Below are 15,522 nucleotides of genomic sequence, written 5' to 3' on the forward strand. Positions count from 1 at the left end.
TATTAATTTTAGAAGGAATCAGGCATGGTAAAAAAGTAGACCGAAAGGAAAGTTTTGATGACTAAATCACATATAATCATAATTCAAAGATTAACAACAATTAACATTGGACAGAATTTTATTAATAAAAAAACTAGTAGATGCTATAAAATCATCAAAAGGAGATCCAGAAAGAAACAGATACCTAATCAGAGTCGTAAACAAAAATAAAGAAATTTCAAATTCAGATAAAGAATACCTAAAAAATCATTTAGGCATAAATATTTCAGGAAAAATAAAAGGATCAAAACATGTAAAAAAAATACCTAAAAAAGACAAGACGGTTTTCCTAAATCCAAATTTGATAAAATGTACAACATGTGATAAAGAAATTAAATTCATTGAAAAGTCAATCAGATATAAAAAAAAATGGCACCATGCAAATTGCATTCAACCAGTTTTAGAAGTTGAAAAATATGAAAGGCGGAATTCAGAACAAAGTGAATCAAGTAAAAAATCTCAAAAGCGAATTGATCCAATCTCAATACTTCTAACTGCAGCGATTTTTATGGTTTTGATTGGTTCTGTATTTTTCCTACTGGGACCAATAAGCATGATAGCAATGGGATTAGGAGGAGCAATTACGGTATATCATATGATCGGTGCAAGCGGAAAGTTATTTTCTAAGAATGTTTACGCAAGTAAAACGCCATCAGTATTTTTATTATTTTTGTTAGGTTCTCCATTTTTAATTGCCACATTGATTGCATATGAAGGATATACTTTACTGGAATCACCAGTAAGAATTATTCTACTTTGGGCAATGACGATTACATTTTGGTCTACAATGTTATTCGTACCAATGGCAGTTTTGAGTAAATATCGTGAAGATACTCAAGAAGAAATCAAATCATATCCAAAAATCAGCATAATAATTCCTGCATATAACGAAGAAAAAGTAATTCAACATACAATTGAAGCAATGATAGAGACGAAATATCCTAAAAAAGAAATAATTTTTGTAGATGATGGAAGTACAGATAAAACATTAACAATTGCAAATCAATTCAAAGACAAAATCAAAGTTCTGCATAAAGAAAACGGAGGAAAGGCATCTGCACTTAATTATGGAATAGTTTACTCTACAGGGGAAATTGTTGTGATTGTTGATGCTGATACAATAATTGGACGACATTCATTAAAAGAAATTGTAAAAGGTTTCCAAGTTAATGAGCATGTTGCAGCTGTAGCAGGCAATATCAAAGTCAGAAATAAGGTAAATTGGTTAACAAAATGCCAAGCATTAGAATACATTACTGGAATTCAGATTGTCCGAAGAGCTTTTGATGTATTTGGATCAATCACAATAGTTCCAGGGGCTTTGGGTGCGTTTAAGAAATCATATTTGACAGAAGCTGGTGCCTATGGAAAGGATACAATTGTAGAAGACTTTGATCAAACCATAAAATTATTGAAAGCAGGGTTAATTACGCAAGGTAGTTCAAAAGCTACTGCTTATACTGAAGCACCAAATACTTTCAAGGATTTTTTTGCACAAAGAAAAAGATGGTATCGTGGAAACATGCAGGTGTTAAAACGACATGCAGATGCTTTAACCAATCCTAGATTTGGATATTTACAAAGATTATCGCTACCGTATTTGTTTTTAGGAATGGTGATTACCCCAATCATAGGATTCACTTCTGCCATAAATGCAATTTTAGGGGTTGTTTTAGGGGATTGGTTGTACGTTCTCCAAATATCACTAATTTTTACAGTAGTACATTATCTAATGACAGCGTTAGCAATTAGAATTGATGATGAGGATCCAAAGTTGTTATTGCATGCAGGGTTTCTAGTATTTGGATTCAAACAGATTATAGATGCACTACTACTAAAAGCAATAATAGAGCAATTACGAAATAAAAAAGCAACGTGGACAAGTGCAAAAAGAGTAGGGATTTGATTTGATGAATAAAGTAATTATTTTTAGCATAATTTTTTCAGTTTTACTATCTGTAAATTATGTCGATAGTGCTCTTGCTGAAGAATCAGAAACAATCGAAGTAGAAATAAAATATACCAATGGAGACAGAGCAGATTTTAATGGAATGAAATTAATAGTTTATCAAGACTTTAACAAAGAACCTCTTTTAGAAAAAAATATGAGTAGCAATCCAGATGTCATCACGGTTCCAGAAAATCACAGATATAAAATTGAAGTTTATACAAATGGAATATTCGGAGATGTCGAATACATACAACTTGGAAATACTTCTAAAAAAGTCGTAATATCGATTCCAATATCTGGTGGAATTCAATTTGAAGTATTTTATAAAAACGGGGAAACTCCAATTGAGGGGGCCACATTAATTCTGAAATCGCCAGATAATTCAGAATTAGCAAGAGATGTCACAAATGATCTAGGTGAAACAACAAGATATTGGATTCAATCAACTACCAAAGAGGGAGATTATTACATTGCAGATGTGTACTTGGATGAGATATTCCTCACATCTTATTTTCCAATTAAAGTCCAATCAGGGCTTGCAGTTGATCAAAAAATAGTCACCAATATTTCAGAAATAGTCGAAGATTTAATCACCATTAATCTCTTTGATGGTTCTAAAAAAATTACCTCGAAAGATGGGGATTACCAAGTAGTGTTATTAGATAAAAATCAAAATCAAGTAGCTTCATCCAATCTAAGTTTTAGAGGAGATGCACAGTTTTCAAACCTAAAAACGGGAGCCTACACAGTTAAAATAAATTCAGACAAAAAAATAGATGACAAATTATGGCCACAAAACAATATCCAAATAATTGGAGATTCAAATAAGTTTAGTATTTTTAAAAATTCGGAGCAAGTTTTAAAGAAAGAAAAACCATTCTACTCATGCAACTGTATATCTTTTAGACTAGATGATGTTCAAGACTATTGGTTAGCAGACGCTCAAATAGAAATAATTAATTTGTTTGCAGAAAAAAAAATACCATTATCAGTTGGAGTGATAGGGAATTTAATTGGAGGAGATGAAAGAATTGTTTCAGTATTAAAAGAAAATTTGGCTAATAACAACATAGAGATTGTAAATCATAGTTGGAATAATGATGCACTAACAAATTTTGATGAAAAGATTCAAGAGGATAATATAGTAATGACGAATAATAAAATATTCGAAGTGTTCGGAGTCACCCCAAAAGCTTTCATTCCTCCTCAAAACCTCTATAATGAAAACACCGTAAACATTCTAAAAAGAAACGGGTTTACACACATAAATTCACATATTGATCGAGATGCCAAAACACAAAATATAGATGACATTTTTTTAATGTTCCAGCAATTACAGAAACTGGCGTTTTGTTAGATGATGTAAATTGGAAATTACAAGAAAAAGATCACATCAAAGAAGAAATAATTCAAAACATCGACGATAAAGGATATGCCATAATCATGATGCACCCACAAGAATTTTCTCTAAATGAAGCAGGGGAATATAGCAGTCCCAATCAAAAATCACTCACAGAATTAAGATTACTGTTAGACGAAGTATCTCAATTAGACGCTAAACTAGTAAAAATAACAGAAGTAATTCCAAAAACTGCCAAAATTAATCAAAACCAAACATCGGAACAAATAGGAAATACAGAGATAGAAATTGATGAAGATCCAACAGAAAAAATACCTGTAGAAGAAAAAATTGACTCATGCAAGTGTATCGCATTTAGATTGGATGATGTTCAAGATTATTGGCTGAACAATGTTCAAATTAGCATCATGGAGACATTTATTGAAAATAAAACTCCGTTGACAATTGGAATTATTGCAAACGCTTTTGGTAATGATCAAAAAATTACAGAGTATATTGTGAATTCTACTAAAAATAATGAAGGGTATTTAGAAATAGCAAGCAGGGGAATTGGATTAAATCCATTTACAAATTATGATAAAATAGAACAAAGTGAAAATCTTAAAGAATCCCTTGATAGGATTGAATCAATTTTAGATATCAGACCACATGTATTCCTACCACCTAACAACAAATTCAATGAAGATACATTCGACATATTAAAAGAAAATAACATTACACACATCAGTTCTAGTTTAACTAATGGAGATGAACCTCCATTCGAATTTAAAAATCAAGAATTCTACAGGTTTCCACAGATAACATCAACTGGGAAATATAATCCAACATCAAATACTTTTGAAAGAATTTCAAACGATATTATTATTGCCGAGTCCGAACAAGGTATTAGTAATTATGGATTTGCAGTGATTTCTATTCACCCACAAGAATTTTCAACGATAACAAATTCAACATATGCAAATTCAGTTAACCAAGAACAAATTATTGATTTAGAAAAATTAATCAAAGAATTCAAAGATAATGGCTACAAAATAGTGACTATTGGAAAAATAAATTCAAATCTAATAATCCTAGTACCAGAATGGATAAAAAATAATGCAGGCTGGTGGGCAGAAGGCACAATAGATGATAGCACATTTGTTCAAGGGATAGAATATTTAGTTAAAAACGGAATTATCAAAGTTTCAGAAAAATCTCAAACACAAACAGACTCTAAAACAGTTCCTGAATGGATAAAAAATAATGCAGGCTGGTGGGCAGAAGGCACAATAGATGATAGCACATTTGTTCAAGGGATAGAATATTTAGTTAAAAACGGAATTATTACATATTAACAACTTTGTAGATTTTACTTGTTTTCCATTTGCATTTCTCAAGTGGAAATTTATTATCACACTTTAAGCAAACATATTCCATAGATAGATCTGCATGAAATTCATTACAATCATTGCAGATGTAATGGTTTTGCATTACTCTGTGATCAACTCCCAATGCTTTAATTTCCTTTTTACAATTAGGACACAGATCTTTTTCGTATGAATTTTCATCAGAAATATTTCCACAGTCATAATGTTCAATTAATTTTCCTAATTTGAAATTTGAACTTTTACAAGAAGGACAAAAAAATCTTTGTTCAGTGTCAGTAGAATTACAACTGTTACACGTAATCTCTTTTATTTCATCTATAGTAATTATTTTTCCATCATTTTCTAACTTTTCAAGATGTTTTTGTACAGTAGAATCATTTTTGTCAACCATGTCTTCAATTTTACTTACACTTGCTTGTTTTACCATGATTAAGGCGCGTTCAATTTTCTCTTCAATGGATAAAGAAGCATCATTATTAGGTTTAGAATCAGTCAAAGTCTCAGAATCATTTGTGAAGAAGGAGTTTTCTTTTTCAATTGTAACGAGAACAGATTTTAAATTTTCAAATCTAATTGGTTTTTCAATATAATGACAAACACCAAGACGAATTAGATCTTTGATTCCTTCGTCACTTTTTTCAGTAGCTGTCTCTAAAATTACTCTAATGTCTGGTTGCTTTTCCAAAATTTGAGTCAACAATGAATGTGCATCCATATCAGGTAGCATATAATCAAGTAATACTATAGGAGCTTGCTTTTGAGAAATCAAATCACTTATGGTAGCCATGGCAACAGCGCCAGTATCACACGTATGGATCTGATGATAACCTAATTTTTCAAGATAATTTTTTAAAAGAAAGCCAATGGCAGGACTGTCTTCTACAATAACTATATGATTTTTTGGCGGCATAATGATTTCCGATTAGTAATAATGATAATAATTGTTTATAAAATAATGATCCTTTAGATTCGACATAGTAATGAAAAATTATGCAATTTTACCAATATTACTAATTTTGTCAATCGCCATGATTTCAATAGATAATGTCTATGGACAGGTAGATCTCTTAAGCGATATCTTGTTTTTACAGACAGGAGAAATCAGCACTGCAGAAAGTCAATTCCAGATAAGCAGTGATGTGGAGATTAGAGAGTTTTTTGGTGGGAATATAGTTAGGATATCGGGTCTGACGATTGAAGGATTTCCATATATCACATACTCAAGAATAATCGATGAAAAAACAGACACAAAAGGAATTATTTTCATTAATGGTAAATTTGTGAGTCTAAGTTTCATAGAAAAAACTATTGAAACTCAAAACACTGTTGAAAAACAAGATGATCTTGCAATTTTGGTTCAATACACTCAAAGGGTTTATTCAGAAAAATTTGTAAAGTTAGATATCAAAATTTTTGACAAAAAACAAAACAAGCTAAATGATTTTTATCAGAATTATGGACATATTCAAAATATAAACATCGGAGTAACCATAGTAAATGAAGACAATCAAGAAATTTTCTCCTCCAGTGGAATTACAAATGAAAATGGTCTTTTCCAGACAGAATATTTTATTCCAGAGAATTCTAAAAGAGAGACACTAACAGTAACTATTACTGCAGAAAGTGAAAATTCAAAATCATCCAAATTATTACAAGTATTTAGTTTAGGAGAACCATCCGATGACGGAAAATCATCATAATCAAGATATCACAAAAGACTAAATGTGTCAGAAATTTTATTTTTTTATTGATACACGGTCCATCACTTGGAATAGGGGCAATAATTGCATCAGTAGTAATTATTGTAGTATTTTTAGGATTTCAAGGAATTACTAATCAGTCAGAATTAACATTAGAACCAACCCCTCAAATTCAAGAATCAGGACCGGCAAAAATTACAATGAATACATTTTTGTCAAATGGCTCACCAATTCTTGGTGATGTAAATGCTCCAGTAACACTAGTGGAATTTGGAGATTATCAGTGTCATTTCTGTAATGTGTTTTTTCATACAACAGAAGGCAGTATATTAGAAAATTATGTTGATACAGGTAAAGTTCGAATGATTTTCAAAGATTACAACATCATTGGCCCAGATTCAGTTGCAGCATCTCATGGTGCTCATTGTGCAAATGATCAAAACTTGTTTTGGGAATATCATGATATTTTGTATTCAAACTGGACAGGGGAGAATAACGGATGGGCATCATCAGATAATCTTGTAAAGTTTGCACAAGAAATTGGGTTAGACATGAATGAGTGGTCTGAATGCATGAATGATCAAAAACATTCACAAGTAATTCTTGCAAGTAATGAAGATGCAAGACATCTTGAATTAACAGGAACTCCAGCATTCTTTGTAATTGGTCCTGATGGAAAAACCACGCGTATTTTTGGAGCTCAGCCTTTTGAAGTTTTTGAAAATATTTTTGAAATAGAACTAGAAAAATCAAAATAGCGATCAAATATTTAATAAATATTTCATAAAATTAGGAAAATTTCGTTCCTAGTTAGTTAGAATTTACACAATAACCTTATTAATGAAATATCGGAGCGAAGCTTATGGCAGCTGGTATTGACGATATTGCAATATACATACCAAGATTGTATATTGATGCAGCTGATTTTGCAAAAGCTAGAGGTCTAGACCCAGTAAAATTGCAAAAAGGTCTAGGGGTATCTCAAATGGCAATTGTTGATGCAAATCAAGACCCTGCATGCTTGGCAGCAAATGCATGTTTAAGAATAATGCAAAAAAATAAACTCTCTCCTGAAGATATTGGCAGATTGTATGTTTCAACAGAATCTGCATTTGACGAATCAAAAGCAATGAACTCATATGTTATCGGAATGCTTGAGCAAGTTTATGGTCAAGGTGCTTTTGAGCACTGTGGCGGAGTTGAAACAAAATTTGCATGTGTTAGTGGCTCATATGCGCTTTATGACAATACAAATTGGATTAGAGCCGGAGAAGCTGAAGGAAAGCATGCACTAGTAGTAGTCTCAGATATTGCAAAATATGACATGGGTTCTAGTGGAGAAATGACTCAGGGTGCAGGATCAGTAGTGATGCTGCTTAATGACAAACCACGTTTATTAGCATTTGATCCTAAAGTTACTGCAACATCGATTAAAGATGAATATGATTTTTACAGACCATTTGGAAAAGAAACACCGATTGTACATGGACAATATTCTAATTTACTATACATGATTCAAGTCAGAAAAGCATTAGAAGCATACAAGAAAAAAGTAATCTCAACAGGATTAATCAAAATAGAACCCGGCGAAACAATTTTAGATCATATGGATTACATCCACATGCATTTGCCATATAGTAACATGGGAAAGAAAGCATTAGCATATTTGGTTAGACATGAATGGCGTCAACTACCAAGATGGAAGAGAATCCTACAAGAGATAGGAGTAGAGGAGCCAAGACCCAAAGATCCACGCGGTACGATTGAATCAGTTTTAGCTGATGAAGAGTTTATGGCAAAAGATCATGAATTTACAAAACTCTTTACAAAAACTCAAGAGTATCAAGAAGTGTATGAATCAAAACTGTCAAGCTCATTAATCGCATCAAGTATGATTGGAAATTTGTATACTGCCTCATTGTATTTAGGATTTAGGAGTAGTTTAGAATATGAATTCCAAAAAGGAATTGATTTAGAATCAAAAAGAGTAGGATTTGGATCTTATGGAAGTGGAAGTAGTGCAATGGTATTCAGCGGAGTTATTCAACCAGAATACAAAGAGATTGTAAAAGACATGAATTTAGAAGCAGAGATTGGAGATAGAAAGAAATTGACATGGGAGGAATACGAAGAACTACATGAAAACAAACTACTTCCTGAAGAATCAATGGTTCATTCAAAAAAAGAGTTTGTACTAGTTAATGTGAATACAGATAAAGAATCCAGAGGCGAAAGACGCTACATCTTTAATGAATAAATTTTCTAAAAATAATTTCAAATTTCTCAAAACAGGTTTTAAAAACACACCATAATGATGAAAAATAGAGTTTTCACCGAATTAAAAAAACAGTCTATTTGATTACGGGTTTTTTGATTCCCCATTTTTGTTCAAATTCCTCTTTAGTAATAGGAATTTTGGATTTGCATTTTAGACACCTACGCATCTTAGTATGCTTGGAAAATCTTCAAACATGTGCTTCACTTTTTTGATGACAGTTCATGGTAACCTAAATTTTGTATTGACTTAAGCGTGTTGTTACTTGAATAATTCCAATTCTTGCAAAATTTTACTCATAGAATGCTTCCATCCCCTCATTGCATCAATATCATGGGGACGGTTTTCTTCCAATTCTTTTTTTTGTTTAAGAAGTTCCTGATGCCTCTTATCACCAATTCTATTCAATGTTCAAAACCTATCTAGGCGTTAAATTAAGCATGTGATGGGTAAAATAGATGTCAATCTCGATATTTCATTTGTTTTATTGTACAAACACTTGCTTATTATGACAAACGCCATAGGAAATTCATGAATTCAACTGCATGGAAATGCTACAGATGTGATTTGACTTTCAAAGAAAAGCCAATTGCCGCAATTCATAATGATCTATCACAACACCCTATTGGAAAAATAGAATTAATTTCAGGGTAAATCCAAATACAAGTGAATTTTTAAGAAATACAATACAATGTCAGATGAATCAAACCCCATCAAGGATTACATATTTCATTATATAGAAAACTCAGAATCAATTCCAAATTTAATGTCTGAGAAAAAATTTGATTTGATAATTGATGATATCATAGATAATTGTTATGATAAAATAATTGAAATGGATGAAAAAGATGAAGCAGTTGGAGTTTTGGCAACAGGGTTACTTCATTATTTATTAACAAATGCACTAATTGCAAGCCAAAGAAAGGTAAATCACAAAGAGATTGAGTTAGACATTGTAATTCCAGACATCAAAACATTAGAAAAAGATCAAAAAAAATCACTAGTAATTTGTATACCAAAATCTTCAGACCTCAAAGTAATTAATGATAAAATAACAGAATTGGAAAAAATTCAACATGAAAAGGAAAACATTTGGGTGATATTATCAGAAAACATACCAGTCACAAAAAAATCATTTCTTTTGTCTAAAGAAAACAACTCTTTTAGGAAAATCATCTATGAAATTGCACAGTTTACCAATGTGAGCGGTACAAGTAAATTCAAAATACTACGGATATGATTAACTAGAATTCAATATACAAAGACAGTATCTTCCCAGAAAATTTATTAGAATATCTAATCCCGTGTTAGTTTATCAAACACACAACTAGCCGTAAGATCACCTGTGACATTTACCATAGTTCTAATCATATCTAAAATTCTATCAACAGAAAGCAATAATAAAATTCCAACAGGTGGGATTCCAACTGTTATGAGTATCGTAGACAAAACAATTACACCAGCTCCTGGCACAGCAGGAGTTCCAATAGATGCCAAAAGCGAGGTTATTATTATAACCAATATAGATAGCATACTCAATTCAATAGCAAAAAGCTGTGCCAAAAAGAAGACAGCTATTACTTGATACAAGGCAGTACCATCCATATTCACAGTAGTTCCAAGTGGAATTACAAATTTTGAAACTCTTGTGTCTATCTTAAGATCCTCTTCAGCAGTCTTTAATGTCATAGGCATTGTTGCCATTGAGCTTGCTGTTGAAAAAGCTAAAGTTTGCGGATTACGAAATTTTGAGAATGTAGAAGATATAGGTCTCTTTGCAACAAACTTTAAGATCAATGCATATACCAACAACATAATACCAAGACCAAGAACAACTGTTCCCATATATGCCCCTAATCCAACCATGGTTTCAATTCCAACCGTGGCAACCATACCAACTATCAACCCAAAAACTGCAAATGGTACAATCTTCATAGAAATTAGTAAAATGTGCAATGTTATTTTTTGAATTGATTCCAATACATCCAGTAGAGGTTTGACAGATTCTTTTGGAAGGACTGCCATTGATAATCCTACAATGAGCGCCATTATCAAAATGCTAAACATCTGCCCTTCAAGATATGAGGAAATTGGATTTTTTGGAATAATGTTGGACACTACATTTGGGATGTCATCTAACGAAAAACCTTCTGTAACTTTCAATTCATCATCGGAAAGGTCATGTGTTTCTTGTAACGCAGTAAGATCTAAAATACTTCCAGGCGCTATAATTGATGCAAGCGATACTGCTACAAGTATTGCAATTGTCGTAGTAATTACAAAATATGTGGCAATTCCCAATCCAAGAGTTTTTAGTTTATCTTTTGCTCCTAAATTAGTAATAGCCACTACAATTGATGTGAAAATTAACGGAACGATAATCATCAAAATTATACTCAAAAATATGTTAGCAGGAATTTTGAGATAAGATGATAAAGAATCTAATGCGTCATCGTTTAGGCCAACACCAACATCCTCGCCTAAAATCAATCCAACTCCTAATCCAATGAGCAAAGAAAGTATTACTTGAATCCACAAATTTTTGAAAATATAATTCTTAAATGACATTTTATTCACTTTAAAATTAATTTCATGTTAAGATTTTTCTTAAAAATTTCATACATGGAAGAATCACTCAAGTCTCCGATAAAAGGAATTACGCCTAAGATAGGCACTCCAGTCAAATTCTTTAAATCACGTGTAAGTTCTTTTGTGTTGTATCCATCTGAATCAAAATCATTGATGATTATTCCCTTAATCGGGATTTTGTATTTTTTGCACATATCTACTGTCATGATAGTATGATTTACGGTTCCAACTTTAGTTCTAGCAACGATTATTGCAGGAATTTTCATTTCTTTAATCAGATTAGCAATAAAGTAATCCTTGAGAATAGGAGTCATAATTCCACCCATACCCTCAACTAGTAATATTGAATGAAGTTTCGAGAGTTTTTTAAAATTTGTCAGAACAGAATTAATGTTCGGTTTTATTTTGAGGGTTTTCCATGCAGTATAGGGGGAAGCTGGCATTGGGAAGAATTGAGGGTTTACTAGTTTCTCAGGATCATTTACTTGTGCAGATTTTGATAAAATCTCTACATCTTCGGATTTGAATCCCTTCTTTTGAGCAGTTCCAGCTGCAAATGGCTTCATCACACCAACATCAACACCCATTTTCCTCAAAGTCACAGATAATCCTGCAGTCACGTATGTTTTACCCACGTCAGTATCAGTTCCGGTTATGAAAAATGAGTTCATCAAGAATAAACAAAATGTGTAATTGATTAATCTTATCGTTTGGTTATTAAGAAGATTAGCAATAATAGATTTGTTTGAAGAAAACTAGTTTTGTTTGGCATCCAAACACACAGATGAAGGAATGGGATTCTTTTGATCAAATAAAAAGTGCAAAAGGAGTATGGCTGGTAGATTCTAAAGGAAACAAAATACTAGATGCCGTTGGTTCAATGTGGTGTAATGTTTGGGGACATTCAAATCCAGAACTAATCAACGCAATTACTACTCAAAGTAAAAAACTGCAGCATTCATCAATGTTCAATCTAACTAATGAACCTGCAGAAAAACTAGCAGAATACCTAGTAAAAATATCTCCAAAAATGAATAAAGTGTTTTATTCAGATAATGGCTCATCGGCAATGGAAATAGCCATAAAATTAGCATTACAATATTGGAAAAATATCGGAGAGAAAAATAAAACAAGAATAGCAACTCTAGAAAATGGCTATCATGGAGATACATTTGGTGCAATGTCAGTAGGATATGTTCCAGAATTTTTTGGAAAATTCAAAAAGCAGTTATTTACAACATTGCAATTTCCAGTTCCAAATAAATACAGAATTCCAAAAGAATTTTCTTTTTTAGATTATCAGAATCAATGTATAGAAAAAATTGAGAAAGAATTCTCACAAAAAAATAACATTGCGGCATTTATCATGGAAAGTGGCGCACAGGTTGCAGGTGGAGTAATAATCTATCCAAAAGATTTTCAGAGAAAAATAAGTGTATTATGTAAAAAATACAACGTACTTTTTGTTTTAGATGAAATTGCAACGGGTTTTGGAAGGCTTGGATCTATGTTTCAATACGAAGAACAAAAAAGCATACCTGACATAGTGGCATATGGGAAAATGTTAACAGGGGGTTATCTCACACTTGCTGCAACTTTAGCAAATAAAAAAGTATATGATTCATTTTTAGGAGAATTCAATGATTGGAAGCATCTATTTCACGGTCACACATACACTGGCAATCCCATTGCATCATCTGTAGCATTAGAAAATCTCAAGATGTATAAAAAATATAATTTAATTAAAAAAATCCAAAAGACATCAAAAGTTTTTGAGCAGCACTATCAACGAATTTCAGAAATTGATATTGTTGGAGATATTAGACATAAAGGAATGCTTATGGGAATAGAATTGGTATCAAACAAAAGAAAAAAGACGCCAATCACTACCAAAAAATCAATCAACAAAATATTTTTTGAGGAAGGGAAAAAGAATGGAATCTATCTGAGAACTCTTGGAAACATAGTCATGCTAGTACCTCCATTGGTAATAACTGAATCTGAACTAAATTTACTCTTAGAGAGAACCATCTCCACAATAGAATCAGCAAAATCCAAAATTATTTGACGGTTAACCCCCTTGATACAGATAGGTTAACCTTTCCATTATTGTTATAAATGGATTAATTATAATCATTATTATGAGTGCTCTAGAATTCATCCAAGAGTGTCAAGAAAAAGTATTTTCGGGAATCGGAATTTCATCAGATGATGCAAAAAAATTATTGGATATACCAGAAGAAAACCTAAAAGATTTAGCAAAATGTGCAAATGAAATTACTCGTGATTTCAATGGTAAAAAAGTTGACGTAGAACAACTAAACAACATAAAAAAAAATGCATGTAGCGAAGATTGTACATTTTGTGGACAATCAGCATTTTTTGATACTGGAATAGAAACTTACCAATTGCCATCACCTGAAGAAGTAGTAATCAAAGCACAAAAAGCAAAAGAAGAAGGTGCTGAATCATATTGTCTTGTTGCAGCATGGAGAGAACCATCAACAAAAGATTTTGAAAAAGTTTGCAAGATAATTAATGAAATAAATGATAAAGTAGGAATTACTGTAGAATGTAGTTTGGGATTTTTAACACCTGAGCAAGCAGCGAAATTAAAAGAACTTAAAGTGAAAAGATACAATCATAATTTAGAAACTGCGAAATCAAAATTCCCAGAAATTTGCACAACCCATACTTACGAAGATAGATTAAAGACGCTAGGAATTGCAAGAGAAGCAGGATTAGAATTATGTACTGGAGGAATTATCGGGTTGGGCGAAACAAGAGAGCAAAGATTAGAATTAGCTCTAGAATTAGGACGATTATATCCTGAAGAAGTAACGATTAACATTCTAGTAGCAATGCCAGGAACCCCATTAGAATTACAAACAGATCTTCCAAATTCAGAAATAGTAAGAATTTTTTCAGTGTTACGATTTTTACTGCCAGAATCAGTGATCAAGATTTCTGGAGGTAGAGAATCAAAACTAAATGATTCAGGGGAAGAGCTATTACAAAGTGGCGCTAACGGAATAATTACAGAGGGATACCTCACTATGGGCGGAAATGAGGCTAAAAAAGACCGTGAACTAATAGAGAAAATTGGCCTCCAATCATAAACTAGATTTTATTGATTCCGAATTAGAGAATTTAAAAAAACAAAATCTGTATAGAAAATTACGATATGGAAAATCAAAAGGTGCATACATCACCATCAATAATAAAAAATTACTAAATTTATGCTCAAATGATTACTTGGGAATTTGTACTAAAGAAATTCAAACTAACCAACTTCAATCAAGTTCAAGACTTGTATCAGGTAATGATGAATCATATAAAAAATTAGAAGAAATTCTTGCCAGACATAAATCTCAGCAGAATAGCCTTGTTTACCCCACAGGATATATGGCAAATTTGGGCGCAATCACCGCAATTGCAAAAAAAGATGACGTAATTCTAAGTGACGAGTTAAACCATGCAAGCATTATCGAATCATGCAAATTATCGGGGGCAAAAATTATCATTTACAAACATAACAACACCCAAGATTTAGAAAAGAAATTAAAAGTAAAAGCAAAAACAAGTTTGTAATTTCTGAAGGAATATTCAGTATGGATGGAGATTATTCCTCATTAAAAGAAATTGTAGAATTATCTGAAAAACAAAATGCGATTACAGTGATTGATGATGCGCATGGAGATTTTGTTGTTGGAAAAGATGGAAAAGGAACGCCAAATTACTTTAATGTTGGAAAAAAAATTGATTTGTATATTAGTAGTCTAAGCAAAGGATTAGGATCTTTTGGAGGATATGTTGCATCAAAAAATAACGTGATTGATTTATGTGTAAATAAATCAAAATCATTTATCTATACATCTGCACTTCCATCTATTTTGATCGAGTACTCAATTAAGAGATTCAAATCAAACAGAGAAAAACAAATGAAAAATTAGAAAAAATACTAATCAATTAATCAAAGGATTAAAGGACATTGGTTTTGAAATAAACTCTACAACGCATATAATTCCAATCATAATAGGAAATGAGAAAAAAGCAATGAAATTTGGAGAATTTTTAATGGACAACGGTATATTTGCACAGCCAATTAGATTCCCTACAGTTCCAAAAAATCAGGCGAGATTAAGAATTTCAGTAACAGCGTGGCTATCAGATAGAGATATTGAGAGATCACTTGAAATTTTTGAGAAAGCTTATAGAAAATTCAAATAATTAACGCATCA

15 protein-coding genes and 1 pseudogene are annotated in these 15,522 nt (G+C 31.9%); 12 read left to right on the forward strand and 4 right to left on the reverse strand.

The features are described from left to right. Positions 1 to 106: 106 nt before the first annotated feature. The 3 genes from NADRNF5_RS05900 to NADRNF5_RS05910 are packed head-to-tail and all read left to right on the forward strand — an operon-like array spanning position 107 to position 4,684. Positions 107 to 1,945, forward strand: coding sequence for a glycosyltransferase family 2 protein (locus NADRNF5_RS05900; protein WP_048116196.1), 1,839 nt, complete (start codon positions 107 to 109; stop codon positions 1,943 to 1,945). A 4-nt stretch (positions 1,946 to 1,949) separates the two neighbouring features. Beyond that, positions 1,950 to 3,347: a polysaccharide deacetylase family protein gene (locus NADRNF5_RS05905; protein WP_148313077.1), complete on the forward strand. Its 1,398-nt coding sequence runs from the start codon at positions 1,950 to 1,952 to the stop codon at positions 3,345 to 3,347. Next, positions 3,341 to 4,684 (forward strand): polysaccharide deacetylase family protein, encoded by a 1,344-nt coding sequence (locus NADRNF5_RS05910; protein ID WP_052661893.1) that lies wholly within the window; start codon positions 3,341 to 3,343, stop codon positions 4,682 to 4,684. The genes NADRNF5_RS05905 and NADRNF5_RS05910 overlap by 7 nt, the downstream gene beginning before the upstream one ends. Here the strand turns inward: NADRNF5_RS05910 and NADRNF5_RS05915 are convergent. Beyond that, positions 4,674 to 5,627, reverse strand: a complete 954-nt coding sequence (locus NADRNF5_RS05915; protein WP_048116197.1) for a TackOD1 domain-containing metal-binding protein — start codon at positions 5,625 to 5,627, stop codon at positions 4,674 to 4,676. The two genes, NADRNF5_RS05910 and NADRNF5_RS05915, sit on opposite strands and share 11 nt — an antisense overlap. A gap of 70 nt (positions 5,628 to 5,697) precedes the next feature. Between NADRNF5_RS05915 and NADRNF5_RS05920 the strand changes: the two genes are divergently transcribed. The 3 genes from NADRNF5_RS05920 to NADRNF5_RS05930 all read left to right on the forward strand — a co-directional run bounded on the left by NADRNF5_RS05920 (position 5,698) and on the right by NADRNF5_RS05930 (position 8,674). Beyond that, the gene (locus NADRNF5_RS05920; RefSeq protein ID WP_048116198.1) at positions 5,698 to 6,417 is read left to right on the forward strand and encodes a hypothetical protein; all 720 of its coding nucleotides are present in this window, start codon (positions 5,698 to 5,700) and stop codon (positions 6,415 to 6,417) included. Positions 6,418 to 6,464: 47 nt separating this feature from the next. Beyond that, positions 6,465 to 7,175, forward strand: coding sequence for a DsbA family protein (locus NADRNF5_RS05925; RefSeq protein ID WP_048116199.1), 711 nt, complete (start codon positions 6,465 to 6,467; stop codon positions 7,173 to 7,175). 104 nt (positions 7,176 to 7,279) lie between these two features. Next, a complete protein-coding gene (locus NADRNF5_RS05930) occupies positions 7,280 to 8,674 on the forward strand; it encodes a hydroxymethylglutaryl-CoA synthase family protein (protein ID WP_048116200.1) in 1,395 nt (464 codons plus the stop codon). A 279-nt stretch (positions 8,675 to 8,953) separates the two neighbouring features. Here the strand turns inward: NADRNF5_RS05930 and NADRNF5_RS11355 are convergent, their stop codons facing one another. After that, on the reverse strand, positions 8,954 to 9,100 hold the full coding sequence (locus tag NADRNF5_RS11355; RefSeq protein ID WP_192828298.1) for a hypothetical protein: 147 nt from the start codon (positions 9,098 to 9,100) through the stop codon (positions 8,954 to 8,956). Positions 9,101 to 9,223: 123 nt separating this feature from the next. Here NADRNF5_RS11355 and NADRNF5_RS11785 point away from each other — a divergent pair, with 123 nt between their 5' ends. Both NADRNF5_RS11785 and NADRNF5_RS05935 read left to right on the forward strand, forming a co-directional pair. Beyond that, the gene (locus NADRNF5_RS11785) at positions 9,224 to 9,346 is read left to right on the forward strand and encodes a hypothetical protein (RefSeq protein WP_257719690.1); all 123 of its coding nucleotides are present in this window, start codon (positions 9,224 to 9,226) and stop codon (positions 9,344 to 9,346) included. 37 nt (positions 9,347 to 9,383) lie between these two features. Beyond that, a complete protein-coding gene (locus NADRNF5_RS05935) occupies positions 9,384 to 9,932 on the forward strand; it encodes a hypothetical protein (protein WP_048116201.1) in 549 nt (182 codons plus the stop codon). 56 nt (positions 9,933 to 9,988) lie between these two features. Here NADRNF5_RS05935 and NADRNF5_RS05940 read toward each other — a convergent pair whose 3' ends face one another. Both NADRNF5_RS05940 and bioD read right to left on the reverse strand, forming a co-directional pair. Then, the gene (locus NADRNF5_RS05940; protein WP_048116202.1) at positions 9,989 to 11,260 is read right to left on the reverse strand and encodes a dicarboxylate/amino acid:cation symporter; all 1,272 of its coding nucleotides are present in this window, start codon (positions 11,258 to 11,260) and stop codon (positions 9,989 to 9,991) included. A gap of 5 nt (positions 11,261 to 11,265) precedes the next feature. Further along, positions 11,266 to 11,952, reverse strand: a complete 687-nt coding sequence (gene bioD, locus NADRNF5_RS05945; RefSeq protein ID WP_048116203.1) for a dethiobiotin synthase — start codon at positions 11,950 to 11,952, stop codon at positions 11,266 to 11,268. Between the two features lie 74 nt (positions 11,953 to 12,026). On the opposite strand from bioD, the gene bioA reads away from it, so the two are divergent. The 4 genes and pseudogenes from bioA (at position 12,027) to NADRNF5_RS11915 (ending at position 15,511) form a co-directional block, all read left to right on the forward strand. Further along, positions 12,027 to 13,349 carry an adenosylmethionine--8-amino-7-oxononanoate transaminase gene (gene bioA / locus NADRNF5_RS05950; protein WP_082051991.1) on the forward strand — a complete coding sequence of 441 codons (1,323 nt, stop codon included), beginning with the start codon at positions 12,027 to 12,029 and terminating at the stop codon, positions 13,347 to 13,349. Positions 13,350 to 13,422: 73 nt separating this feature from the next. Then, positions 13,423 to 14,400, forward strand: coding sequence for a biotin synthase BioB (gene bioB, locus NADRNF5_RS05955; protein ID WP_048116204.1), 978 nt, complete (start codon positions 13,423 to 13,425; stop codon positions 14,398 to 14,400). A 136-nt stretch (positions 14,401 to 14,536) separates the two neighbouring features. After that, positions 14,537 to 15,234 (forward strand): annotated as a pseudogene (locus tag NADRNF5_RS11910) (aminotransferase class I/II-fold pyridoxal phosphate-dependent enzyme). Positions 15,235 to 15,283: 49 nt separating this feature from the next. Then, the gene (locus NADRNF5_RS11915; RefSeq protein ID WP_425339012.1) at positions 15,284 to 15,511 is read left to right on the forward strand and encodes a hypothetical protein; all 228 of its coding nucleotides are present in this window, start codon (positions 15,284 to 15,286) and stop codon (positions 15,509 to 15,511) included. Positions 15,512 to 15,522: the final 11 nt, after the last annotated feature.

The sequence above is a fragment of the Nitrosopumilus adriaticus genome, from assembly GCF_000956175.1.
Classification (GTDB): Archaea; Thermoproteota; Nitrososphaeria; order Nitrososphaerales; family Nitrosopumilaceae; genus Nitrosopumilus; species Nitrosopumilus adriaticus.